Source organism: Kitasatospora arboriphila, from assembly GCF_039528095.1.
GTDB lineage: Bacteria > Actinomycetota > Actinomycetes > Streptomycetales > Streptomycetaceae > Kitasatospora > Kitasatospora arboriphila.
Genome location: NZ_BAAALD010000023.1, coordinates 22,449 through 44,350, shown reverse-complemented (window position 1 = coordinate 44,350; position 21,902 = coordinate 22,449). Strand labels below are relative to the sequence as shown.

Annotated in this window: 26 protein-coding genes; 10 read left to right on the top strand and 16 right to left on the bottom strand. The window is 74.5% G+C overall.

Translation table 11 applies throughout. The features are described from left to right. Window positions 1-17 precede the first annotated feature (17 nt). Complete coding sequence (locus ABD353_RS14570; RefSeq protein WP_344623995.1) at window positions 18-332, top strand: MTH1187 family thiamine-binding protein; 315 nt, start codon at window positions 18-20, stop codon at window positions 330-332. Between the two features lie 65 nt (window positions 333-397). Further along, window positions 398-916: a hypothetical protein gene (locus ABD353_RS14565; protein WP_344623994.1), complete on the top strand. Its 519-nt coding sequence runs from the start codon at window positions 398-400 to the stop codon at window positions 914-916. Window positions 917-1,107: 191 nt separating this feature from the next. Here the strand turns inward: ABD353_RS14565 and ABD353_RS14560 are convergent, their stop codons facing one another. Further along, window positions 1,108-1,800 (bottom strand): ester cyclase, encoded by a 693-nt coding sequence (locus tag ABD353_RS14560; protein ID WP_344623993.1) that lies wholly within the window; start codon window positions 1,798-1,800, stop codon window positions 1,108-1,110. A gap of 132 nt (window positions 1,801-1,932) precedes the next feature. Here ABD353_RS14560 and ABD353_RS14555 point away from each other — a divergent pair, with 132 nt between their 5' ends. Then, a complete protein-coding gene (locus tag ABD353_RS14555) occupies window positions 1,933-2,580 on the top strand; it encodes a TIGR03085 family metal-binding protein (RefSeq protein WP_344623992.1) in 648 nt (215 codons plus the stop codon). Between the two features lie 136 nt (window positions 2,581-2,716). Next, window positions 2,717-3,496: a VOC family protein gene (locus ABD353_RS14550; protein WP_344623991.1), complete on the top strand. Its 780-nt coding sequence runs from the start codon at window positions 2,717-2,719 to the stop codon at window positions 3,494-3,496. Between the two features lie 66 nt (window positions 3,497-3,562). Here ABD353_RS14550 and hisF read toward each other — a convergent pair whose 3' ends face one another. From hisF to hisD, 8 genes are read right to left on the bottom strand one after another with little or no spacing between them, the layout of a single operon-like run. Next, entirely contained in the window at window positions 3,563-4,333 is a 771-nt protein-coding gene (gene hisF / locus ABD353_RS14545) for an imidazole glycerol phosphate synthase subunit HisF (protein WP_344623990.1), read from the bottom strand. Continuing rightward, the gene (locus ABD353_RS14540; protein WP_344623989.1) at window positions 4,330-4,764 is read right to left on the bottom strand and encodes a RidA family protein; all 435 of its coding nucleotides are present in this window, start codon (window positions 4,762-4,764) and stop codon (window positions 4,330-4,332) included. The genes hisF and ABD353_RS14540 overlap by 4 nt, the downstream gene beginning before the upstream one ends. After that, complete coding sequence (gene priA, locus ABD353_RS14535; protein WP_263105862.1) at window positions 4,761-5,486, bottom strand: bifunctional 1-(5-phosphoribosyl)-5-((5-phosphoribosylamino)methylideneamino)imidazole-4-carboxamide isomerase/phosphoribosylanthranilate isomerase PriA; 726 nt, start codon at window positions 5,484-5,486, stop codon at window positions 4,761-4,763. Before priA ends, ABD353_RS14540 begins: the two co-directional genes overlap by 4 nt. Before the next feature lie 17 nt (window positions 5,487-5,503). After that, a complete protein-coding gene (gene hisH, locus ABD353_RS14530; RefSeq protein WP_344623988.1) occupies window positions 5,504-6,139 on the bottom strand; it encodes an imidazole glycerol phosphate synthase subunit HisH in 636 nt (211 codons plus the stop codon). Between the two features lie 30 nt (window positions 6,140-6,169). Next, complete coding sequence (locus ABD353_RS14525) at window positions 6,170-6,322, bottom strand: hypothetical protein (RefSeq protein WP_030262641.1); 153 nt, start codon at window positions 6,320-6,322, stop codon at window positions 6,170-6,172. Continuing rightward, window positions 6,319-6,912 carry an imidazoleglycerol-phosphate dehydratase HisB gene (gene hisB / locus ABD353_RS14520; RefSeq protein WP_030262644.1) on the bottom strand — a complete coding sequence of 198 codons (594 nt, stop codon included), beginning with the start codon at window positions 6,910-6,912 and terminating at the stop codon, window positions 6,319-6,321. Before hisB ends, ABD353_RS14525 begins: the two co-directional genes overlap by 4 nt. A gap of 6 nt (window positions 6,913-6,918) precedes the next feature. Then, complete coding sequence (locus ABD353_RS14515) at window positions 6,919-8,016, bottom strand: histidinol-phosphate transaminase (RefSeq protein ID WP_344623987.1); 1,098 nt, start codon at window positions 8,014-8,016, stop codon at window positions 6,919-6,921. Continuing rightward, window positions 8,013-9,320 (bottom strand): histidinol dehydrogenase, encoded by a 1,308-nt coding sequence (hisD, locus tag ABD353_RS14510; RefSeq protein ID WP_344623986.1) that lies wholly within the window; start codon window positions 9,318-9,320, stop codon window positions 8,013-8,015. Before hisD ends, ABD353_RS14515 begins: the two co-directional genes overlap by 4 nt. A gap of 93 nt (window positions 9,321-9,413) precedes the next feature. Between hisD and ABD353_RS14505 the strand changes: the two genes are divergently transcribed. The 3 genes from ABD353_RS14505 to ybaK are packed head-to-tail and all read left to right on the top strand — an operon-like array spanning window position 9,414 to window position 12,330. After that, window positions 9,414-10,994 (top strand): oxidoreductase, encoded by a 1,581-nt coding sequence (locus tag ABD353_RS14505; protein WP_344623985.1) that lies wholly within the window; start codon window positions 9,414-9,416, stop codon window positions 10,992-10,994. A 60-nt stretch (window positions 10,995-11,054) separates the two neighbouring features. After that, a complete protein-coding gene (locus ABD353_RS14500; protein WP_344623984.1) occupies window positions 11,055-11,783 on the top strand; it encodes an LON peptidase substrate-binding domain-containing protein in 729 nt (242 codons plus the stop codon). A gap of 52 nt (window positions 11,784-11,835) precedes the next feature. Continuing rightward, a complete protein-coding gene (gene ybaK / locus ABD353_RS14495; protein WP_344623983.1) occupies window positions 11,836-12,330 on the top strand; it encodes a Cys-tRNA(Pro) deacylase in 495 nt (164 codons plus the stop codon). Between the two features lie 11 nt (window positions 12,331-12,341). On the opposite strand, the gene ABD353_RS14490 is transcribed toward ybaK, so the two are convergent. From ABD353_RS14490 to ABD353_RS14475, 4 genes are all read right to left on the bottom strand, one after another. After that, window positions 12,342-13,079: a hypothetical protein gene (locus ABD353_RS14490; RefSeq protein WP_344623982.1), complete on the bottom strand. Its 738-nt coding sequence runs from the start codon at window positions 13,077-13,079 to the stop codon at window positions 12,342-12,344. A gap of 118 nt (window positions 13,080-13,197) precedes the next feature. Beyond that, a complete protein-coding gene (locus ABD353_RS14485; RefSeq protein WP_344623981.1) occupies window positions 13,198-13,995 on the bottom strand; it encodes an ABC transporter permease in 798 nt (265 codons plus the stop codon). Beyond that, the gene (locus ABD353_RS14480; protein WP_344624027.1) at window positions 13,992-14,990 is read right to left on the bottom strand and encodes an ABC transporter ATP-binding protein; all 999 of its coding nucleotides are present in this window, start codon (window positions 14,988-14,990) and stop codon (window positions 13,992-13,994) included. The genes ABD353_RS14485 and ABD353_RS14480 overlap by 4 nt, the downstream gene beginning before the upstream one ends. Window positions 14,991-15,165: 175 nt before the next feature. Further along, a complete protein-coding gene (locus ABD353_RS14475) occupies window positions 15,166-16,344 on the bottom strand; it encodes an NYN domain-containing protein (protein ID WP_344623980.1) in 1,179 nt (392 codons plus the stop codon). Between the two features lie 162 nt (window positions 16,345-16,506). Here ABD353_RS14475 and ABD353_RS14470 point away from each other — a divergent pair, with 162 nt between their 5' ends. Then, window positions 16,507-17,268 (top strand): S24/S26 family peptidase, encoded by a 762-nt coding sequence (locus ABD353_RS14470; protein WP_344623979.1) that lies wholly within the window; start codon window positions 16,507-16,509, stop codon window positions 17,266-17,268. 136 nt (window positions 17,269-17,404) lie between these two features. Here ABD353_RS14470 and ABD353_RS14465 read toward each other — a convergent pair whose 3' ends face one another. Both ABD353_RS14465 and ABD353_RS14460 read right to left on the bottom strand, forming a co-directional pair. Then, window positions 17,405-18,433: an aspartate-semialdehyde dehydrogenase gene (locus ABD353_RS14465; RefSeq protein WP_344623978.1), complete on the bottom strand. Its 1,029-nt coding sequence runs from the start codon at window positions 18,431-18,433 to the stop codon at window positions 17,405-17,407. A gap of 270 nt (window positions 18,434-18,703) precedes the next feature. Next, on the bottom strand, window positions 18,704-19,579 hold the full coding sequence (locus ABD353_RS14460) for a dihydrodipicolinate synthase family protein (protein ID WP_344623977.1): 876 nt from the start codon (window positions 19,577-19,579) through the stop codon (window positions 18,704-18,706). A 72-nt stretch (window positions 19,580-19,651) separates the two neighbouring features. Here ABD353_RS14460 and ABD353_RS14455 point away from each other — a divergent pair, with 72 nt between their 5' ends. Then, window positions 19,652-20,551 (top strand): LysR substrate-binding domain-containing protein, encoded by a 900-nt coding sequence (locus tag ABD353_RS14455; protein ID WP_344623976.1) that lies wholly within the window; start codon window positions 19,652-19,654, stop codon window positions 20,549-20,551. A 35-nt stretch (window positions 20,552-20,586) separates the two neighbouring features. Here the strand turns inward: ABD353_RS14455 and ABD353_RS14450 are convergent, their stop codons facing one another. Beyond that, window positions 20,587-21,348, bottom strand: a complete 762-nt coding sequence (locus ABD353_RS14450) for a class I SAM-dependent methyltransferase (protein WP_344623975.1) — start codon at window positions 21,346-21,348, stop codon at window positions 20,587-20,589. Between the two features lie 78 nt (window positions 21,349-21,426). Between ABD353_RS14450 and ABD353_RS14445 the strand changes: the two genes are divergently transcribed. Then, window positions 21,427-21,873 carry a type II toxin-antitoxin system PemK/MazF family toxin gene (locus ABD353_RS14445; protein ID WP_344623974.1) on the top strand — a complete coding sequence of 149 codons (447 nt, stop codon included), beginning with the start codon at window positions 21,427-21,429 and terminating at the stop codon, window positions 21,871-21,873. The last annotated feature ends 29 nt before the right edge of the window (window positions 21,874-21,902 follow it).

The window sequence follows — 21,902 nt, the reverse complement described above, 5'->3', positions numbered from 1 at the left end:
CGGGAACCGAGGACGGGATGATCGTGGCCTTCTCCGTCACGCCGCTGGGCGTGGGCGAGGACGTCGGCAAAGCGGTGGCCGCGGCCGTGAAGGTGGTCCGCGACAGCGGGCTGCCCAACCGGACGGACGCGATGTTCACCAGCATCGAGGGCGAGTGGGACGAGGTGATGCCGGTGGTCCGGGCGGCGATCGAGGCGGTGAAGGCCTACACCAACCGGGTCAGCACCGTGATCAAGATCGACGACCGGGTCGGAGTGAGCGGCGGACTGACCGCCAAGGTCGAGAGCGTGGAGCGGCACCTCGCGGCGCTGGAGGAAGGCGGCGGCGAGTAGCGGTGATCCGCTGACGGCCGGCCCGGTGGCGGGCCAGAATGGGCGGAGAGCCGAGGGGGGTCGGGGTGGAGCAGGGGCGCAGGCGGGCCGCCGTGGCGGTGGCCTCCGCAGTGGTGCTGGCGGTCGTGCTGGCGGTGGTGCTGTGGCCGGACGGCGGCCACCGGGCCGCCCCTCCCCCGCCCGCCCCGAGCAGCGCCCCGCCCAGCCCGTCGCCGAGCCCCGTGAAGAACCTGCCGTACCCGTGGTTCACCCCCGGGACGTGCTTCGACCACCCGCAGCTCAGCGAGGTGATCACGCGCGCCGAGGAGCGGCCCTGCGAGCAGCAGCACGACGGCGAGGCGATCGCCGACGTCCTGCTCCCCGAGGGGCTCACCAGCGACGTGCAGATCGGGCGGGCGATGCGGGAGCTGTGCGCGGCGCCGCTCGCCGAGCGGCAGCAGCGGCAGGGCGGCGGCGGGCCGTACTACGGCTTCCCGCTGGGGCCGTACCTGCAGTACTACAAGCAGGGCATGCGGGACGCGACCTGCACGATGACGATCAGCAACCGCCAGCACGGCCCCAAGTTGACGGGCCATCTGCACTGACGGGGAGAGTCGACATCAGGGGTGCGTGGGGCGCCGCCCGGCCGAAGGCGGGGGGAACTGCGCGGTCCGGGGTGGCCCGAGCAGCGATTCGGGCCGGCCCGAACCACGGCCTCACCGCCCCCCGGACCGCGCAGTTCCCCGCGCCCCTCGGGGGTGCTGCCCCCTGGGCTGCTGCCCCCTAGGAGCCGGCCTCACATCCGGACGAGGCCGAGCTGGCGCATCATCGACATGTTGTCCCAGTTCCACCAGCCCTCACAGGCCATCCCGTCCCGGAAGCGGAAGACGGTCATGCCGGTCATCTCGACCCGCTTGTTGGTGGCGGGCAGGCCCATGAAGTCGCCCTTGTGCATGCCGCTGAAGCTCCACATGGTGGCGACCCGGTCGCCGTCGGCCATCTGGCTGTCGATGGTGAAGTTCATGTCGAAGGCTTCGAGGTAGCCGGCGCACTTCTCCCGGATGGCCTCGCGCCCCATCGCGTCCGTCTCGTCGGCGATGTCGTGGTCGTGGTAGTCCTCGGTGAGGAGTTCGTCGAAGACGCTGAGGTCGCCGGCGGACATTCGCTGCATCAGCTGTCGGACGGCGGCCTTGTTGAGCTGGTCGTCGCGGACGATGTCGAGGTCGGTGAAGGTGGGCGGCTCGTCGCAGAGCGCGACCATCTCGTGGAAGATCCGGTCGGTCTCGGGGAGTTTCGAGTTCCGCATCGCCTCCTCGTAGGACGGGAACTCGACGATCTCGACGACGTGCCGGGCGTCCGAGCGGTCGGCGCCGACCATCGAGTGGGTGGCCGTGCGGCGGCCGCGGGTCTGCTCGATCCAGCTGTCCATCAGCCGGTTCAGGTCGTCGACCTTGTCGGTCCTGCACTCGATGAGCTGGACGAACGTCATGATGCACCTCCGGGTGGCTCCGCCCCTTGGCCATAGATCGTCCGCCGACCGCCGCACCCTCGGATTTCTTACGATCCTCCGGGTCCGCCCCGCGGGCAAGGCGCGCCGGGGCCGCCGCCTAGGGTGGTGGGCATGACGAAGCATGCGCGGGGGGAACGGGAGCGGCTGGCGGACCTGCTGGCGGCGGCCGGGCCGCAGGCGCCGACGCTCTGTGCGGGGTGGACGACCGCGGACCTGGCGGCGCACCTGGTGCTCCGGGAGCGGCGGCCGGACGCGGCGGCGGGGATCAGGATCGGCCCGCTGGCGGGGTGGACGGAGCGGGTGCAGCGCGGCTACGCCCGGCGCCCGTACGAGGAGCTGGTCGCCCTGTTCAGGTCGGGCCCGCCGGCGCTGTCGCCGTTCGCGCTGCCGGGCGCGGACGAGGCGGCCAACGTGGTCGAGTACTTCGTGCACGCGGAGGACGTCCGGCGGGCGGGCGAGGGCTGGCGGCAGGAGGAGGTCGCGGCGCCGCTGGCGGACGCGCTGTGGCAGCGGCTGCCGATGCTGGCCCGGCTGGAGGCGGGGCGCAGGACCCCGGTGCGGCTGGTGCTGGAGCGGCCGGACGGGCGGAGCTGCACGGTGGCGCACCGGACGGGGCCGACGGTGCACCTGACCGGCGAGCCGGGCGAGCTGGTGCTCTTCGCGTTCGGGCGCGGGGCGCGCACCTCGCTGTCGGTGCGCGGGGCGGAGACCGCGGTGGCCGCACTGCGACGCGTGCTTCCGCTGCCGGGACCGCGCTGACCTGCGGCGACGTGGCCGGTTCGGTGAGCGTCGCGCGATTGTCAGTGGCGCCGGTCACACTGACTGGTGGCCGCGGCGAAGCGTCTCCGCGCCCGGCGGAGCGGCCCGGCCACCACCCTCGAAGGGGCGCACCACGATGCTCACCACGGAGTTCCGGACGGGCTCTCCCTGTTGGCTCGACCTCGGGAGCCCGGACATCCCCGCGACCGCCGCGTTCTACGGCACGGTCTTCGGCTGGACGTTCCAGTCGCTGGGCGAGGAGGCCGGCAACTACGGCTTCTTCCAGCAGGCGGGCAGGACGGTCGCGGCCGTCGGCCCGCTGACGGAGGAGGGCTCGTCCCCGGCGTGGACGCTGTACTTCCGCACGCCGGACGCGGACGCCACGGCGAAGGCGGCCGAGCAGCACGGCGGCACCGTCCGCGCCGAGCCGTTCGACGTGATGTCCGACGGGCGGATGGCGCAGCTGTCCGACCCGGCGGGCGTGCAGTTCGCGATCTGGCAGCCGGGCGAGACGCAGGGCCTGGACGCCGTCACCGAGGCCAACACCTTCTGCTGGGCCGAGCTGCACACCGCGGACCCGGCCGCGGCGACGGCGTTCTACCAGGCGCTGTTCGGCTGGCGCACGGAGACGGTGGAGATGCCGGGGATGGCGTACACGGTGTACTCCACGGCGGAGGGCGGCACCGAGCGGGAGACGTCGTTCGGCGGTGTCGCGCCGCTGCAGAGCCCCGACGAGCCGGTGCGCTGGGTGCCCTACTTCGAGGTCACCGAGGTGGACGCGGTGCTCGGCCGGGCGGAGCACGCGGGCGGCCGGGTGGTGATGCCGGGCATGGACGTGCCGGGCGTCGGTCGGCTGGGCTGGGCGACGGACCCGCACGGCGCGGTCTTCGCGATCATCAAGAGCGAGATGCCGTAGCACCGGGCCGGCGTCCTCCGGGGCCTGGTGCGCCGACGGCGGCGCGTCCGGCCCCGGAGGAAGGGTTCAGCGGACGGGGTGACCGGACTCCCGCAGGGCGTCCTTGACCTGGCCGATGGTCAGGTCGCCGAAGTGGAAGACGGAGGCGGCGAGCACCGCGTCGGCGCCGGCGTCGACGGCCGGGGCGAAGTCGGCGAGCTTGCCGGCGCCGCCGGAGGCGATGACCGGGACGGCCACGTTCTTGCGGACGGCGCGGATCATCTCCAGGTCGTAGCCGTCCTTGGTGCCGTCGGCGTCCATCGAGTTGAGCAGGATCTCGCCGGCGCCCAACTCGGCGGCGCGGACGGCCCATTCGACGGCGTCGAGGCCGGTGCCGCGGCGGCCGCCGTGGGTGGTGACCTCGAACCCGGAGGGCGTCACGGTGCCTTCGGGGGCGCGCCGGGCGTCCACCGAGAGGACGAGCACCTGGCGGCCGAAGCGCTCGGCGATCTCGCGGATCAGCTCGGGGCGGGCGATCGCGGCGGTGTTGACGCCGACCTTGTCCGCGCCGGCCCGCAGCAGCTTGTCGACGTCGTCGGCGGTGCGGACGCCGCCGCCGACGGTGAGCGGGATGAAGACCTGCTCGGCGGTACGGCGCACCACGTCGTAGGTGGTCTCCCGGTCACCGGAGGAGGCCGTGATGTCCAGGAAGGTCAACTCGTCGGCGCCCTGGGCGTCATAGGCCTTGGCGAGTTCCACCGGGTCGCCGGCGTCGCGCAGGTTCTGGAAGTTGACGCCCTTGACGACCCGTCCGGCGTCGACGTCCAGGCAGGGGATGACACGTACTGCGAGGCTCACTGCTTGCCTTCCAAGGAGGTTGCGAGTCCGGGACGGTGGGCCTCGACCTCGACCTCGACCATCATCCGGGAGTCGATCAGGCCCTGGACGACGACCATGGTCGCCACCGGGCGGATCGCGTCGAAGAGCTTCTTGTGCGCCCGGCCGACCTCGTCGCAGTCCCGGATGTGGGTGATGAACATCCGGGTGCGGACGACGTCGTCCACGGAGAGTCCGAACTCCGCGAGGGCCTTGAAGGCGACCTCGAACGCCGCGAGGGTCTGGGTGTACGGGTCGCCCTCGTGCTGGACCATTCCGCCCTCGAACGCGGTGGTGCCGGCCACGAGGACGGTGTCCCCGACCGCGACCGCCCGGGAGTAGCCGAACTGGTCCTCCCAGGGGGAGAATCCGGACACACGCTGCGGGCGTTTCGCGGCCGGGACCTCGGTCATCGGGACACCGCCTCCAGGGCCTCTTCGAGGGTGAACTTCTGCTCGTAGAGGGCCTTGCCCACAATCGCGCCCTCGACACCCTCGCCGGTGAGGGTGGCGATGGCGCGCAGGTCGTCCAGCGAGGAGACGCCGCCGGAGGCGACCACGGGCTTGTCGGTGGCGGCGCAGACGTTGCGCAGCAGCTCCAGGTTGGGGCCGGTGAGGGTGCCGTCGCGGTTGACGTCGGTGACGACGTAGCGGGCGCAGCCCTCGGAGTCGAGGCGGGCGAGGACCTCGTAGAGGTCGCCGCCGTCGCGGGTCCAGCCGCGGCCGCGCAGGGTGGTGCCGACGACGTCCAGGCCGACGGCGATCTTGTCGCCGTGCTCGGCGATGACCTTGGCGACCCACTCGGGGGCCTCCAGGGCGGCGGTGCCGAGGTTGACCCGGGTGCAGCCGGTGGCGAGGGCGGCGGCGAGCGACTCGTCGTCGCGGATGCCGCCGGACAGCTCGACCTTGATGTCGAGGCGGCCGGTGACCTCGGCGAGCAGGGCGCGGTTGCTGCCGGTGCCGAAGGCGGCGTCGAGGTCGACCAGGTGCAGCCACTCGGCGCCGGCGTTCTGCCAGGCCAGGGCGGCGGCGAGGGGCTCGCCGAAGGAGGTCTCGGTGCCGGAGGCGCCCTTGACCAGGCGGACGGCCTGGCCGTCGCGGACGTCGACGGCGGGGAGCAGTTCGAGGCGGCTCATGTGTTCGACCTTCGGCTTCAGAGGGTGGAGACCCAGTTGGTCAGCAGGGCGGCGCCGGCGTCGCCGGACTTCTCGGGGTGGAACTGGGTGGCCCAGAGCGGGCCGTTCTCCACGGCGGCGACGAAGGGGTGGCCGTGGGTGGCCCAGGTGACCAGCGGGGCGTGCAGCCGGGCGCTGTGGACCTCCAGTTCCCACCGGCGGACGCCGTAGGAGTGGACGAAGTAGAAGCGGGTGTCGTCGTCGAGGCCGGCGAACATCCGGCTGCCCTCCGGGGCGTCGACGGTGTTCCAGCCCATGTGCGGGACGATCGGGGCGTCCAGCGGTTCGACGGTGCCGGGCCACTCGTCACAGCCCTCCGTCTCGACGCCGTGCTCGACGCCGCGGGCGAACAGGATCTGCATGCCGACGCAGATGCCGAGGACGGGGCGGCCGCCGGCCAGGCGGCGGCCGATGATCTGCTCGCCGCGGACGGCCTTGAGGCCGCGCATGCAGGCCTCGAAGGCACCGACGCCGGGGACGAGCAGCCCGTCGGCGTCCAGGGCGGTCTGGAAGTCCGAGGTGACGGTGACGTTCGCGCCGGTGCGCTCGACGGCGCGCTGGGCGGAGCGGAGGTTGCCGGAGCCGTAGTCGAGGACGACGACGTTCTTGGCCATGGGGGTGGGGATCCAGTCTCTCGAGGCCGGCTACAGGCGCATGGCGCCGGCGGCCAGGCACAGGACGGCGCCGATCGCGAGCACCGCGACGACGCCCTTGGGCAGCTTCTGCTTCCAGAACGAGATCACGCCGCCGGTCAGGAAGAGGCCGACGAAGATCAGTGCGATCGCGGACTTGCTCACAGTGCGCCCTTGGTCGAGGGGAGGATTCCGGCCGCGCGCGGGTCGCGCTCGGAGGCGTAGCGCAGCGCGCGGGCGAGCGCCTTGAACTGGCACTCGACGATGTGGTGGGCGTTGCGCCCGTACGGCACGTGGACGTGCAGCGCTATCTGCGCCTGCGCCACGAAGGACTCCAGGATGTGCCGGGTCATGGTGGTGTCGTAGGTGCCGATCATCGGCGCCATGGTCTCCGGCTCGGTGTGCACCAGGTACGGGCGGCCGGAGAGGTCGACGGTGACCTGGGCGAGCGACTCGTCCAGCGGGACGGTGCAGTTGCCGAAGCGGTAGATGCCCACCTTGTCGCCGAGCGCCTGCTTGAAGGCGGCGCCGAGCGCGAGGGCGGTGTCCTCGATGGTGTGGTGGGTGTCGATGTGCAGGTCGCCGTCGGTCTTGACCGTGAGGTCGAAGAGGCCGTGGCGGCCGAGCTGGTCGAGCATGTGGTCGTAGAACCCGACGCCCGTCGAGATCTCGGTCTTCCCGGTGCCGTCGAGGTCGATCTCGACGAGGACCGAAGTCTCCTTGGTGGTGCGTTCGACGCGGCCGATACGGGACATTCGGGGTTACAGCTCCTTGATCACAAGTCGGACGGCGTCCAGGAAGGCGTCGTTCTCGGCGGGGGTGCCGGCGGTGACCCGCAGCCACCCGGGGACGCCGTTGTCGCGGACGAGCACGCCGTGGTCGAGGATCGCCTGCCACACGGCGTGGGTGTCGGCGAAGCGGCCGAACTGGACGAAGTTGGCGTCGGAGTCGGTGACCTCCAGGCCGAGCCCGCGCAGGGCGTCGACCAGGCGGTCCCGTTCGGCCTTGAGCTGCGCGACGTAGCCCAGCAGGGTGTCGGTGTGCTCCAGGCAGGCCAGCGCGGTGGCCTGGGTGACGGCGGACAGGTGGTACGGCAGCCGGACGAGCTGGACGGCGTCGACCACGGCCGGGTCGGCGGCGAGGTAGCCGAGCCGCAGGCCCGCCGCGCCGAACGCCTTCGACATGGTGCGGGAGACCACCAGGTTCGGGCGGCCCTCGATCAGCGGCAGCAGCGACTCGCGGTGCGAGAACTCGACGTACGCCTCGTCGACGACCACCAGGCTCGGCCGGGCGGCCTGCGCGGCCTCGTACAGGGCGAGGACGGTGTCGGCGGCGACGGCGGTGCCGGTCGGGTTGTTCGGCGAGCAGATGAACACCACGTGCGGCCGGTGCTCGGCGATCGCGGCGCGGGCGGCGTCGAGGTCGATCGTGAAGTCCTCGTTGCGCGGACCGGAGATCCAGCCGGTGCCGGTGCCGCGGGAGATCAGCGCGTGCATCGAGTACGAGGGCTCGAAGCCGAGCGCGGTGCGGCCGGGGCCGCCGAAGGTCTGCAGCAGCTGCTGGAGGACCTCGTTGGAGCCGTTCGCCGCCCAGACCTGCTGCCGGGTGACGGCGTGGCCGGTGGTGCGGGTGAGGTAGCCGGCGAGGCCCTCGCGCAGCTCGACGGCGTCCCGGTCCGGGTAGCGGTTGAGGTGCCGGGCGGCCTCGGCGACCCGCTCGGCGATCCGGGCGACCAGCGGCTCGGGCAGCGGGTACGGGTTCTCGTTGGTGTTCAGCTGGACGGGTACGTCGAGCTGGGGGGCACCGTACGGGGACTGTCCGCGCAGTTCGTCGCGGATGGGGAGGTCGTCGATCCTCAAGAGTTCGGCACCGTCCAGTCGAAGCGGGCGCGGATGGCGTCGCCGTGGCCGGGCAGGTCCTCGGCCTCGGCCAGGTTGACCACGTGCGCGGCGACGTCGGCCAGCGCCTCGCGGGAGTAGTCCACGACGTGGATGCCACGCAGGAAGGACTGCACGGACAGGCCCGAGGAGTGGCAGGCGCAGCCGCCGGTGGGCAGCACGTGGTTGGAGCCGGCTGCGTAGTCGCCGAGCGAGACGGGCGCGTACGGGCCGATGAACACGGCGCCCGCGTTGCGGATCCGGCCGGCGACGGCGCGGGCGTCCCGGGTCTGGATCTCCAGGTGCTCCGCGGCGTAGGCGTTGACCACCTCCAGGCCCTGCTCCAGGTCGTCGACCAGGACGATGCCGGACTGCCGGCCGGCGAGCGCGGTGGTGACCCGCTCGCGGTGCTTGGTGTTGGCGACCTGGGTCTCCAGCTCGGCCTCGACCGCGGCGGCGAGCTCCGGCGAGTCGGTGACCAGCACGGAGGCGGCCATCGGGTCGTGCTCGGCCTGGCTGATCAGGTCGGCGGCGACGTCCCGCGGCGAGGCGGAGTCGTCGGCGAGGATCGCGATCTCGGTCGGCCCGGCCTCGGCGTCGATGCCGATCCGGCCCTTGAGCAGGCGCTTGGCGGCGGCGACGTAGATGTTGCCGGGGCCGGTGACCAGGTTGACCGGGCGGCACTCCTCGGTGCCGTAGGCGAACATGGCGACCGCCTGGGCGCCGCCGGCCGCGTAGACCTCGGTGACGCCGAGCAGGGCGCAGGCGGCCAGGATCGTCGGGTGGACGGACCCCCCGAACTCCTTCTGCGGCGGGGAGGAGACCGCGATGCCGGGCACGCCGGCCTCCTGCGCGGGCACCACGTTCATCACCACGGAGGACGGGTAGACCGCGAGGCCGCCCGGCACGTACAGGCCGACCCGGTCGACCGGCACCCAGCGCTCGGTGACCGAGCCGCCCGGCACCACCTCGGTGGTGTGGTCGGTGCGGCGCTGCTCGCGGTGGACGAGGCGGGCGCGGCGGATCGACTCCTCCAGTGCGGCGCGCACCTTCGGGTCGAGGCTCTCCAGGGCGGCGGTGATCCGCTCCTCGGGCACCCGGGTGGACTCCAGCTTCACGCCGTCGAAGCGCTCGGTGATCTCGATCAGCGCCGCGACCCCGCGATGGCGTACGTCCTCGCAGATCGGCCGCACCGTCTCCAGGGCGGCCTCGACGTCGAACTCGGCACGGGGCAGCAGGTCGCGCGGGTCCGAGACGGAGCCGCGCAGGTCGATTCGAGAGATCACAGGGCCCAGTGTAAGGAGTGGCCGGAAACGGCGGCCGCGCATTTCAGTCCGTGATACGAAGGCCGAGACGGCCGGAGATCACCAGGGGGGACGATGGCGGACGGGGCACCGGACGGCTGGACGGACACGGAGCAGCGCCTGTGGGACGCGTTCCGGCACGGCGAGGTGCTCGATCTGCGCGCCGGCAAGGCCGAGGACGACGACCCGGCGGGCTCCGGCGACTGGGGCGCGGAGCGGACCGTCCGCGCCGAGGTGCTCGCCCGGCTGCTGCTCTCCGGCCCCGCACCCGCACCCGGGCGGGTCGCGGCGCTGAAGCTCAACGGCGCGTACGTCGCCGGGCCGCTGTCACTCGCCGGCGCGTCCCTCACCCACTACATCGAGCTGCACGGCTGCCGCTTCGACACCCGGGTGCTGCTCTCCGAGGCCCGGGCCGGCACGATCCGGCTGATCGGCTGCCTGATACCGCGGCTGGACGCCTCCCGGCTCGCCGCCGACGGCGACGTGCACCTGGCGCGCTGCGTGGTGCCGCAGGGCATCCGGCTCACCGACGCCCGGATCGGCACCGACCTGCTGCTCAACCAGGCCGTCCTCGGCGCCGACCCGCACCACCGGGCGCTCTCCGCGGACGGGCTCACCGTCCACCAGGACCTGGAGGCCGAGCGGATCGAGGTGCACGGCGAGTTCGGCATCCGCACCGGCCGGATCGGCGGCCGGCTCTCGCTGCGCGGCGCCCAGCTGCGGATGCCCGTCCCCGGCCGCAACTGCCTGAACCTGGCCCGCACCACCGTCGGCAACACGCTGTACCTGACCGGCTCGGCCGACAACCGCTGGACGACCTCGCCCAGCGAGTACGCCTACGGCTACGGGCCGCCGCACGAGCCCGGGGCCGCCGTCACCCCGTTCCGTGCCTGGGGCGGGGTACGGCTGGTCGACGCCCGCTTCGAGCAGGCCTGCCTGATCCACGAGGCCGAGTTCCACCTCTCCGAGGGGCAGGAGCTGTCGCTGCGCCGGATCCGGACGCCCGAGCTGCGATTCGCCTGCAAGAAGGCCCCCGACGGCACGGTGTCGCTCTCCCGGGCCCAGGTCGGCAACCTGGTCGACGCCCCGCGGTCCTGGCCCGGCGCCGGCCTGGTGCGGCTCACCGGCTTCACCTACGAGTCGCTGCGGCCCGCGGAGCCGTTCGGCGTCGCCGAGCGGATCGCCTGGCTGGAGAACTCGCTCGGCGAGTACCAGCCGGAGCCGTACGAACAGCTCGCCTCGGCGCTGCGCCGGGACGGCCGGGACGAGGACGCCCGCGAGGTGCTGTACGCCAAGCAGCGCCGCCGCCGCGCCGCCCTGCCGGTCCACGCGCGGCTGTGGGGGCTGCTGCAGGACGTCACCGTCGGCTACGGCTACCGGCCCGGCCGGGCCGCGCTGTGGCTGCTGCTGGCCTGGCTGCTCGGCACCGCGTACTTCGCCGAGCACCCGCCGCAGCCGCTGAAGGCCGACGAGGTGCCCACCTGGGACGCCGCGCTGTACACGCTCGGCAGGCTGCTGCCGGTGGTCGACCTCGGGCAGGGCGGCTGGAACCCGGACCGGCAGGGCCAGTGGGTGGCCGCCGGCCTGGTGCTGACCGGCTGGATCCTGGCGACCACCGCCGTCACCGGCGCGACCCGGCTGCTGCAGCGCGGCTGAGGCCGGCTCTGCGGCAAAAGGGCGAGGTCGCCGGGGCCCGCGGCAACTACGCTGTGCGCCGTGACAGAACGGCTGCCGCTCTTCCCGCTCAACACGGTCCTCTACCCGGGCCTGGTGATGCCCCTGCACGTCTTCGAGGAGCGCTACCGCCGACTCGTCGCCGACCTGCAGGCACTACCCGAGGACGAACCGCGCCGCTTCGGCGTGGTCGCCATCAGGGACGGCCGCGAGGTCGCGCCCGTCCGCGAGACCGAGGGCCCGGCCGGGCCGCTCGACGGGCTCGGCACGGTCACCGGCGACCCGCGGGAGGCGCTGTACCGGGTCGGCTGCGTCGCGGACGTCACCTCCGTGCGGAGCCGCGCCGACGGCCGGTACGAGCTGCTGGTCACCGGCACCACCCGGTTCACCGTGGAGTCCGTCGACGCGAGCGGCCCCTACCTCGTCGCCGAGACCCGGCCGCTGGACGAGCCGTCCGGCCAGGGCTCCGGGGCGCTCGGCGCGGTGGTGGAGCGGGCCTTCCACGAGTACCGCAAGCGCCTCGCGGGCGCGAAGGAGGCCACCCTGGCCGGCGACATCGAGCTGCCGCTCGACCCGCAGGCGCTCTCCTATCTGGTCGCGGCGGCCACCGTGCTGCCCGCCCCCGTCAAGCAGGAGCTGCTGGCCTGCCCGGACACCGCCCAGCGGCTCACCGCCGAGCTGGAGCTGCTGCGCCGGGAGACCGCCCTGCTGGCCTGGCTGCCGTCGCTGCCCGCCGCGGACCTCACCCGCCAGGCCTTCAGCCCCAACTGACGCCGACCGGCACCCCCGACCGCACCCGACCGCACCCCGAGAAGGGCCGCCGATGGCGAAGAAGACGAAGAAGGGCGGCCAGGGCACGCCCGCCACGGTCGCGCTGGAGGCCGCGGGCGTGGCGTACACCGTGCACGCCTACGACCACGACCCGGCCGCGGCGTCCTACGGCGGCGAGGCCGCCGAGGTGCTCGGCATCCCGGCCGGCCGGGTCTTCAAGACGCTGGTCGCCGACGTGGACGGCACGCTGACCGTGGGCATCGTCCCGGTCTCCGGGCAGCTCGACCTGAAGGCGCTCGCCGCCGCGGTGGGCGGCAAGCGGGCGGCGATGGCCGACCCGGCGGCGGCCGAGCGCAGCAGCGGCTACGTGCTGGGCGGCATCTCTCCGCTCGGGCAGCGGCGGCCGCTGCGCACCGTGCTGGACGACAGCGCGCTCGGCCATCCCACGGTCTTCGTCTCGGCCGGCCGCCGCGGCCTGGAGGTCGAACTCGCCCCCGCCGACCTGGTCTCGCTGACCGGCGCCCGGATGGCACCGATCGGCCGCTGAACCCCCGGGGGTCAGCCGGCGTGCGGGTGCTCCGGGCCGCCCGCGGCGCGGCCCCCGTGGGCGTGACCGTCGGACGCGTGATCTGCCTCGGGGTGACCTGCCTCCGGGTGACCGGCCTCCGGGTGGGGCCAGGCCCAGTACGGCGGCGGGTCCTCCTCGCGCTTGCCGAAGGCGGCGGACAGCACCAGCAGCAGCACCATGGCCGTCATCGGCCAGACCAGCAGCGCGCCGTGCGCACCGAGCTCCAGCGGGGCGCTGAACCGGCCGCCGTCGCCGACCTGCCGGGCGTGCGCGACCAGGTCGGAGGCGGGACCGAGCTTCATGCCCAGCTGCCAGCCGATCACCGAACCGGCCAGGCCGCCGACCGCGAGGCCCGCCGCGACCGCGACACCGCCGCCCCGGCCGCGGGTGAACAGGAAGGCGGTCAGCGCGGTGACCAGGCCCGCGCCGAGGCCGAGCAGCGCGAAGACGCTGTCGGCACCGGCCCGCTGCTCGCCCTCCGGGTCCGCGTACAGCAGCTGGTCGCCCTTGACGACCAGGCCGACCCGGGGCGCCAGCCACAGCCAGAGCAGCCCGAGCACCACACCGAGCAGCGCGCCGCCGGCCGCGATCAGCACACCGATCCGCACCTCCGGCAGCAGGGCGCGCTTCGGCCGCTTCGGGCCGACCGGCGCCGGCGGCGGTGCGAACGGGTCGTGCGGGGCGTACGGGTCGGCGCCCGGGCCCGTCGGTGTGTTCGGTGCGGTCACCCGGTCATCGTTTCACGACCGGCCCCGGTCCGGTCGGGGCGGGCGGCTCCGGTGCGGCCCGGGGCGGGCTGCTCCCGGCCGGTCCGGGCTGCGCCGGCCGGACCGGGGGCCGGCCGGGTCAGCGGGTGGCCCGCCGGTACGCCCAGGTCGCCACGGTGAGCGAGCAGAGCCCGACGGCCGCGCAGACGCCCAGGTCACCGAGGACGGCGGCCCAGTCCGGGGCGGGGTCGAAGGTCCGGGCGAAGGCCTCCACGCCGTAGGTGGAGGGCAGCAGGTCGCGCAGCCACTGCACGGGCTGCGGCAGGTTGCCGGCCGGCAGGACGCCGAGCAGCAGCGCGGCGGACATGCCGAGCTGGCCCAGCAGAGTGGCGATCTCCTGGCGCCGGGCGAGCAGGCCGCAGGCGGCACCCAGACCGGACAGCGCCGCCCCGGCGAGCGGCACCACCGCCAGCAGCACCCAGAGGTTGCGGGCCGGCAGGTCGAACAGCCAGGCGCCGGCCGCGGCGGTGACCAGGGTGCCGGGCAGCGTGAACGAGGCGTAGGCGCCGGCCGCGCCGAGCACCACCGCGGCCGGCGGCACCGGCAGCGTCGCGTAGTGGTCGAGGCCGCCGGTGGCGCGCAGCCTGCCGAAGTACTGGGCGAGCAGGTTGAGCGCGACGAAGGCGACCACCAGCACGGCCGAACCGGCCACCACGGCGTGCGCGGCCGGGTTGCCGCCGCCGTCCACGACGCCGCGCATCATCACCAGGATGCCCAGCGACTGGAAGGTCGCGACGAACAGCAGCGGGATCCGGGCGACCTTGGCCCGGGCGAGCTGGGCGCGGTAGACCGCGGCGAGCGAGGGCAGCAGCCGGGCGGCGGGGGCCAGCTCGGCGGGGGTGGCGACGGCGGGCGCCGGGGTGTCGAGGAGCGTCACTTGGCGAGTCCTTTGTGCCGGCCGCCGAGCTTGAGGTAGGCGTCCTCCAGGCTGGGGGTGGCCAGGGTGAAGTCGTCGAGCGCGGCGAAGGCGGCACCGCCGGTGACCGCGGCGACCAGTTCGCGGGCCTGCTCGGGGGTGGTGCGGACGGTCCAGCGGCGGCCGGTGCGCTCGGCCCGGGCGGCGAGCTCGGCGACGGCGGGCACGTCGAGCGGGGCGTCGGTGCGCCAGACCAGGTCGAGCCGGACGTCGCCGTCGACCAGCGCCTTGAGGCCGCCGGGGGTGTCGCAGGCGATGACCCGGCCCTCGTCGACGACGGCGACCCGGTCGAGCACCGTCTCGGCCTCGATCACGTTGTGGGTGACCAGCAGCACGGTGGTGCCGCGCTCGGCCCGGCGGCGGTCCACGGCGGACCAGACGGCGCGCCGGGCGACCGGGTCCATGCCGGTGGTGGGCTCGTCCAGGACGAGCAGCGGACGCTCGCCGACCAGCGCGGCTGCGAAGCAGGCGAGGCGGCGCTGGCCGCCGGAGAGCTTGGCCAGCGGACGGCCGGCCAGCGGTTCGAGGCCGAGTTCGGCGAGCACCTCGGCCGCCTCGGCGCGGGCCTGGGCACGGCCGAGGCCGCGCAGCCGTCCGGTGGTCTCGGCGGCGAGCGAGACGGTGAGCTCGTCCAGCGCGGTGGACTCCTGGCCGAGGTAGGCCAGCAGCCGGGCGGCCCGCTCGGGGTGGCGGACGATGTCGTGGCCGAGGATGTCGATGCTGCCGGCGTCCGGGCGCAGCAGACCGGTCAGCTGGCGCACCAGCGTGGACTTGCCGGCGCCGTTCGGGCCGAGCAGGCCGAAGATCTCGCCGCGCCGCACGGTCAGGTCGATCCCGGCGTTCGCGGGGACTTCGGCGGCCTTGGCGCCGCTGCCGGTGCGGTAGGTCTTGGCAAGGCCGCGGACGGTACAGCAGGCCGGACCCGGAAGGTCCTCCCGGGCCCGCGGCGGGGCCAGGGGTGCCTGCCGGTCGGTGTCGCTCACGCGAGAGAACTTTACGCTCCGCGGCGCCCGGACCGGGCACGGGGGCCGGTCGGGGCGGCGCGGCTCCGGGACATGGCGGTGCTCCGCCGGGGCGGGGCACGGCCGGGCGGGGCAGGGCGGCGGGTGGTGCGGGCGTGCGGGTGCGCCGTCAGTCGTCGGCCATCGCCGCGCGGCCGCCGGGGACGCGGGCGGCGAGCTCCTTCCAGAAGCCGTCCCGGATCGCGTAGCGGTCCGCCTCGTCTATCTGGTCGTCCTTGTGGGCGAGCAGGCCGAAGCGGGCGGCGTAACGCAGCAGCTCGCCGTCGAGGCGGTGCGGGATCCGCGGGTAGTCCGTCCACAGCACGGCGAGCCGGTCCGCCGCGCCGAACCGGTCGATCCAGCGGCGGGCGAAGACCTGGCCGACCTCGTGGGCGTCGCCGCCGACGCTGGTGATGTCCTCCTCGCGGTCCGCCCAGCGCTGCGCGGAGGTGGTGAGCTGGGCCAGGATCGGCAGCCCGTCCCCGGCGGTGGCCGAGGTGTCCGCGGGCGGCCGGTCGACCCAGCCGCGGTCGGAGGTCCAGCGCAGCACCGGGCCGCCGTGCGCGACGGCGGCCGTCCGGTCGGCCGGGATCCGCTCGGCGGCCGACCGCACCGCGAGGTCCTTCGGCGTGGGGACCACCTTGAGCCGGTCTGCGGGCTGCGGCCGGCCGGCCGCAGCCGGCGCCTCCGGCTGCGCGGGGGCGGCGAGCAGGCCCGCGATCCGCGGCGCCGCACCGGGCGCCGGGAAGGACGCGGGCACCTCGCGCAGCCGTACCCACTGCTCCATCCAGGCCCGGTCCAGGACGCGGCGCTCGTCGGCCTCCGCGACGAGGTCCTCGGACTGGTTGAAGTCGCCGTCCGCGGCCTGCAGCGCCCACAGGTGGACGGCCACCCCGTGTTCCTTGGCCGACATCACACCCGGCAGCAGGTCGCCGTCGCCGGTGACCAGCACGATGTCGGTGCAGGCGTGGTTGCGGGCGAGCTCGGTGAGCTCGGCGTGCATCGCCGCGTCGACGCCCTTCTGCACCCAGCGGCCCTCGGCCCGGGTGAGCGCCCCCAGCCGGACGGTGACCCGGGGCAGCACGCGCAGCCGCCGGTGCTCGGGCAGCGGGCGGCGTTCGGGCGCGGCGTCGAACCAGTAGACCCGGAGCAGCGGTAGGCCGGTCTCCGCCTCGGCGCGCTCGCGCAGCGCGGTGATCAGCACGGTGTGGTCGACCGTCACCCGGGACCGGGCGGGCTCGCCGACCAGCAGGCTGGCGGCGGCTCCGAGCAGGTAGCCGGCGTCGACGAGGACTACGCAGCGGTCCACGTCCGCTCCTCTCCTCCGGTGACCCCCGGTGGGGCGGGGGCGGGCCACCCCTGGCGGGGCGGGGGATTGGGCAGTGCTTACCCTCGGATCCGGCGTCGAACCGCCGCCCATCGACCGGGACGTGCCGGAGCACCCCCGGCCTGCGGCGATACTGGGGGGATCATGCGGAAGACTTCCTGGGCCCTGTGCGCGGCCGCGGCCGGTGCGGCGGTGGCGGTGCTGGCCGTACCCACGATCACCACCGACCGGTCCCACGGCGACACCGCGATCACCTCGATCAGCGTCAACGACGGGCGGCCCGTGCTGCTCGGGCCGCAGAAGGCGACGACCTTCCCGCTGGTGGTGGAGGCCCGCGACGACTCCGGGATCCGCGCGGTCGACCCGGTCGGCGTCTGGGGGCCGAACTACGGCGTGCTCCGGGTGGGCCCGATGCGCTGCACCCCGTCCTCGGCGACCGCGTCGGTGTGCCGGGGCACGGTGACGGTCGACCCGGTGAAGAAGCAGATCTTCAACGACGAGGCCGGCACCTGGTTCGTCGACCTGCAGGTGAAGGCCAACGACGGCGACCGCTACGTGGCCAAGACGGCCGGCGGCTTCTCGCTGAAGCGGGCGGCCAAGCTGTCCGGCTCGGGTGTCCCGGCGAAGGCCGCGAAGGGGCAGCGGATCACCGTGCAGGGCTGGCTGGCCCGCTCGTTCTGGACGGACAACCGCTTCCACGGCTACGCGGACGGCGTGGCGTACCTGCAGTTCCGCCCGGCGGGCTCGCACCGCTGGAAGACCGTCGCCAAGGCCGTCTCCAGCGCCTCCGGCACGGTGAGGGCCACCATCCCGGTGACGGGGCCGGGCGACTTCCAGTGGTACTCGGCGGGCGACAAGTGGACGGGCGACGCGGTCTCCCAGGAGATGGCGGTCGCCCTCCGCTAGGCCGTCCCTCCCAAGGCCACGCGCCCCCGCCGTGACCGCTCGAGCACCCTTGAGGCCCTCGACGTACGAACGCCGGCGGCCCCGCCCCCGTCGTGTCGGGGGCGGGGCCGTCGGACGTCCGTGCGGGCCGGCGGGGTCAGCCGCGGAGCTCGGCGGCGACCAGCTCGGCCAGCTGCACCGCGTTGAGGGCGGCGCCCTTGCGCAGGTTGTCGTTGGAGAGGAAGAGCGACAGGCCGTTGTCGACCGTCTCGTCCACCCGGATCCGGCCGACGTAGGTCGGGTCCTGGCCGGCCGCCTGCAGCGGGGTCGGGATGTCGGTGAGCTCCACGCCGGGCGCGCCGGTCAGCAGCTCCACCGCGCGCTCCGGGGCGATCGGGGCGGCGAAGCGGGCGTTGATCTGCAGCGAGTGGCCGGTGAAGACCGGGACGCGCACGCAGGTGCCGGAGACCTTGAGCTCCGGGATGCCGAGGATCTTGCGGCTCTCGTGGCGGAGCTTCTGCTCCTCGTCGGTCTCGTTGGAGCCGTCCTCGACGATCGAACCCGCCAGCGGGACGACGTTGAAGGCGATCGGGCGCTTGTAGACGCCGGGCGCCGGGTACTCGACCGCGGAGCCGTCGTGGACCAGCGCGGTCGCGCCGTCCACCACCTTCGACGCCTGGTCGTGCAGCTCGGACACGCCGGCCAGGCCGCTGCCGGACACCGCCTGGTAGGTGGAGACCACCAGGGAGACCAGGCCGGCCTCCTCGTGCAGCGGGCGCAGCACCGGCATGGCGGCCATGGTGGTGCAGTTCGGGTTGGCGATGATGCCCTTCGGGCGGTCCGCGATCGCCTGCGGGTTGACCTCGGCGACGACCAGCGGCACCTCGGGGTCGCGGCGCCAGGCGGAGGAGTTGTCGATGACGACGGCACCCGCGGCGGCGACCTTCGGAGCCAGCGCCTTCGAGGTGGAACCGCCCGCGGAGAAGATCACGACGTCGAGGCCGCTGTAGTCGGCGGTGGCCGCGTCCTCCACCGTCACCTCGGTGTCCCGCCACGGCAGCGTGCGCCCGGCGGACCGTGCCGAGGCGAACAGCCGCAGCTGCTCGACCGGGAAGTCCCGTTCCGCCAGGATCTCGCGGACGACGCCGCCGACCTGGCCGGTGGCCCCAACGATGCCGATCCTCATTGCGTTTCCTCCATGTCGTGCTCGATCGGGTTGTGCTTGATCGCCGTCCGCACCCTGCCATCATGCCTTGTCACCGGCCCGGCCCGTCGCGGCGTCCACGCTGTGGGCGGCCCCGCGGGACGGCCTGCGGCCCGGGGCCGGGAGCCCCTGCGGGTTCGGTGCACGGGCTCCGCAAGATGTGCGGGTGCGGTCGGTGCGGACGGGGATTCGTCCGGAAACAATTCGCCACCGAAGCATCCGGGGTCGGCCCCGGGCCGTATCGGCAACCACCTACTCGGCGACCTCGGCGAGGCGGTCGAGGGCGGTGGCGACGGCGGCGGGGGTGGCGGAGAGCAGGGGCAGGCGGACGTCCGGGGTGGGGATGCGGCCCTGGGCGTGCAGGACGCCCTTGACCACCGCGGGGTTGGGCTCGGCGAAGGCGGCGCGGGCGAGTGCGGCCAGCCGGTGGCCGAGGCCGCGGGCGCGGTCGGCGTCGCCCTTGCGCCAGGCGTCGGCCAGGTCGGCGTACTGCCCGGTGGCCAGGTGCGCGGAGGCCAGGATGCCGCCGTCGGCGCCGATCGCCATCAGGGCGGAGAGGTGGGTGTCGTCGCCGGCCATGACGCCGCGCTGCCCCTGTCCGAGCAGGTCGACCGCGGTGTCGTCGATGCCGCCCGCGGCGTACTTCACACCGATCACGCCGGGCAGCCGCAGCACCTCGGCGAGCGTCCCGGCGTCGAGCTGCTGCCCGGTGCGGTACGGGATGTGGTAGACGATCAGCGGGACGGGGCTGTGCGCGGCGAGGTGCCGGAAGTGCGCGAGCACCCCGGCCGGGCCGGGGCGGACGAAGGCGGGCACCGTCGCCAGGGCGGCGTCGGCCACCCCGTCGAGGGCGGCCAGCGCGTCGGCGGTGCGGCCGGTGTCGCCGCCGCCGACGCCGACCGTCAGCGGTGCGCCGTGCGCCCGGCAGACCGGGGCGACGGTGTCGAGGACGAGGCGCTTCTCCGCGTCGTCCAGGGAGCCGGGCTCGCCGGTGGTGCCGAGCACGACCAGGCCGGCCGCGCCGGCGGTGAGCAGGTCGCCGGCGAGCCGGGCCAGGGCGTCGGCGGCGACGGAGCCGTCCGCGGCGAACGGGGTGACGAGGGGTACGTGAATCCCGTGCAGGTCCATGCCGTCGAGCCTGACGTGCCGGCATCGTGCAGGTCCAGTTCACATTTCCGAGGCTTCTCGTAAGCTGAGCCGATGCTCGACGTCCGCCGCCTGCGCCTGCTGCGCGAACTCGCCCACCACGGCACGATCGCCGCGGTCGCCGAGGCGCTCGCGTTCAGCCCGTCCGCCGTCTCCCAGCAGCTGTCCGTGCTGGAGCGGGAGGCCGGGGTGCCGCTGCTGGAGCGCACCGGGCGGCGGGTGGCGCTGACCCCGGCGGGGCTGAACCTGGTGCGGCACGCCGAGGCGGTGCTGGAGCGGCTGGAGCAGGCTTCGGCCGAGCTGGCGCACGCCCGCCGCGGGCTGGCCGGGCCGCTGCGGATCGGCACCTACCCGTCGGCGGCGCGGGCGATCGTCCCGGCCGCGCTGGCCGGGCTGGCGGCCCGTCACCCGGGGCTGGAGCCGATGGTCACCGAGGTCGACCCGGCCGCGGTGGCGGCGGCGCTGCGGGCCGGCGAGCTGGACGTGGCGCTGGTGCACGAGTACGACCTGGTGCCGGCCGAGCCGGAGCCCGGACTGGCGCTCACCCAGCCGGTGTTCACCGAGCCGATGTACCTGGCGGCGGCGGCCGCGGGCACGGTCGCCGAGCACCGCGGCTCGCCCTGGATCATGGCCCCGGCGGGCACGCTCTGCCACGCGATGACGCTGCGGGCCTGCCAGAGCGCCGGGTTCACCCCGCGGGTGCGGCACCACGTGGACGACTTCACCACCGTGCTCGCCCTGGTGGCGGTCGGCCAGGGCGTCGCCCTGGTCCCGCACCTGGGCACCGTGCCCGCCCCGCCGCCGGGCGTGGTGCTCACCCGGCTGCCGATGTACCGGCGGACCCGGACGGCCTTCCGCGCCGGAGCCGCCGCCCACCCGGCGGTCGCCGCGTTCACCGCCGCCCTGCACTCGGCCGTGCCGGCGGAGCTGGGCGGCGGCGTCCCGCAGGTCTGAGCCGCGCCGGGTGGCCGCAAAAAGGCTGCCGGCCGTCAGCGGGGCTTGCGGGCGTCCACCAGGCTGCGGGACGAGTGCGTGACGAACGGGCCGTCCGACCCGATCAGTTCGTGCAGCTCGCGCAGCCGGTCGCGGTACCGGTCGACGGTGAAGTCGGGGACCATCCAGATCACCTTGCGCAGGAACCAGACCACCGCGCCGATGTCGTGGAACTCGATCCGCAGCCGCTCGGTGCGCAGGTCGACGACCTCCAGCCCGGCGGCCTCGGCGGCCGCCCGCTCGTCGTCGGGGTGGCGGCCGCGGAGGACCTGCTCCGGCAGCGGACCGAGGAAGTACTCGACCAGCTCGAAGACGCTCGCCGGGCCGACGTGCTGGGCGAAGTAACCGCCGCCCGGCCGCAGCACCCGGGCGATCTCCGCCCAGTGCGGCACCACGGGGTGACGGCTGGTCACCAGGTCGAAGGCGGCGTCCGCGAAGGGCAGCGGCGGGTCCTCGGGGGCCGCGACCACCACCGCGCCGAGCGGGTGCAGCAGTGCGGTGGCCTTCGCCAGGTTGGGCGGCCAGCCCTCGGTGGCCGCCATCAGCGGCGGGAAGGGGGCGGCACCGGCGAGCACCTCGCCGCCGCCGGTCTGCAGGTCGAGCGCGGCGCCGACCTGCGAGAGCCGTTCGCGCAGCAACCGCTGGTAGCCCCAGGAGGGACGCTGTTCGGTGGCGCGGCCGTCGAGCCAGGAGAAGTCCCAGCCGTCCATGGGGGCCGCCGCGGCCTCGGCCACCAGGTCGTCGAAGGTGCGTGCCATGCCCCGATCCTCGCGCGGCGGGGGCGGCCGGTGCCACTGCTTATCGGGCGGACACACCGCGGGCGCTACCCTTCGCGCATGGCAGAGCTGATCAACGAGGACGTGCCCGGCCGCTACGGCCCCGGGGCGACGGTCGAGGTCGAGGCGTACGAGGTGGGGCCCGTCCGCACCGAGTACTCCCCGCGGCACGACGGCGACCCGGACCCGGGCGAGATCGTGTGGACCTGGGTGCCCTACGAGGAGCGGGACGGCCGCGGCAAGGACCGGCCGGTGCTGGTGGTGGCCCGCGAGGAGGGCGGCAGCCTGCTGGCCGTCATGCTCTCCAGCAAGGGCCACGACGGGGACCGGGACTGGGTGCCGATCGGTTCCGGCCCGTGGGACAAGTCCGGCCGGGACTCCTGGGTGGCGCTGGACCGCGTGATGCGGGTGTGGGACGGCGGCATGCGGCGCGAGGCCTGCGCCCTGGACCGGGCCCGCTTCAACCTGGTCGTCGACAGCCTCCGCCGCCGCTACCGCTGGCGCTGAACCCGCGTACCGGTGGGGGCGGCCGGGTG

Excerpts from the sequence above, each read along its gene's own strand:
- ABD353_RS14570 (WP_344623995.1), top strand. The coding sequence starts at position 18 with ATGATCGTGGCCTTCTCCGTCACGCCGCTGGGCGTGGGCGAGGACGTC.
- ABD353_RS14445 (WP_344623974.1), top strand. The coding sequence starts at position 21,427 with ATGGCAGAGCTGATCAACGAGGACGTGCCCGGCCGCTACGGCCCCGGG.
- ABD353_RS14450 (WP_344623975.1), bottom strand. The coding sequence starts at position 21,348 with ATGGCACGCACCTTCGACGACCTGGTGGCCGAGGCCGCGGCGGCCCCC.
- ABD353_RS14555 (WP_344623992.1), top strand. The coding sequence starts at position 1,933 with ATGACGAAGCATGCGCGGGGGGAACGGGAGCGGCTGGCGGACCTGCTG.
- ABD353_RS14460 (WP_344623977.1), bottom strand. The coding sequence starts at position 19,579 with ATGGACCTGCACGGGATTCACGTACCCCTCGTCACCCCGTTCGCCGCG.
- hisH (WP_344623988.1), bottom strand. The coding sequence starts at position 6,139 with ATGGCCAAGAACGTCGTCGTCCTCGACTACGGCTCCGGCAACCTCCGC.
- ABD353_RS14550 (WP_344623991.1), top strand. The coding sequence starts at position 2,717 with ATGCTCACCACGGAGTTCCGGACGGGCTCTCCCTGTTGGCTCGACCTC.
- hisB (WP_030262644.1), bottom strand. The coding sequence starts at position 6,912 with ATGTCCCGTATCGGCCGCGTCGAACGCACCACCAAGGAGACTTCGGTC.
- ABD353_RS14470 (WP_344623979.1), top strand. The coding sequence starts at position 16,507 with ATGCGGAAGACTTCCTGGGCCCTGTGCGCGGCCGCGGCCGGTGCGGCG.
- ABD353_RS14505 (WP_344623985.1), top strand. The coding sequence starts at position 9,414 with ATGGCGGACGGGGCACCGGACGGCTGGACGGACACGGAGCAGCGCCTG.
- ABD353_RS14465 (WP_344623978.1), bottom strand. The coding sequence starts at position 18,433 with ATGAGGATCGGCATCGTTGGGGCCACCGGCCAGGTCGGCGGCGTCGTC.
- ybaK (WP_344623983.1), top strand. The coding sequence starts at position 11,836 with ATGGCGAAGAAGACGAAGAAGGGCGGCCAGGGCACGCCCGCCACGGTC.
- ABD353_RS14560 (WP_344623993.1), bottom strand. The coding sequence starts at position 1,800 with ATGACGTTCGTCCAGCTCATCGAGTGCAGGACCGACAAGGTCGACGAC.
- priA (WP_263105862.1), bottom strand. The coding sequence starts at position 5,486 with ATGAGCCGCCTCGAACTGCTCCCCGCCGTCGACGTCCGCGACGGCCAG.
- ABD353_RS14455 (WP_344623976.1), top strand. The coding sequence starts at position 19,652 with ATGCTCGACGTCCGCCGCCTGCGCCTGCTGCGCGAACTCGCCCACCAC.
- ABD353_RS14540 (WP_344623989.1), bottom strand. The coding sequence starts at position 4,764 with ATGACCGAGGTCCCGGCCGCGAAACGCCCGCAGCGTGTGTCCGGATTC.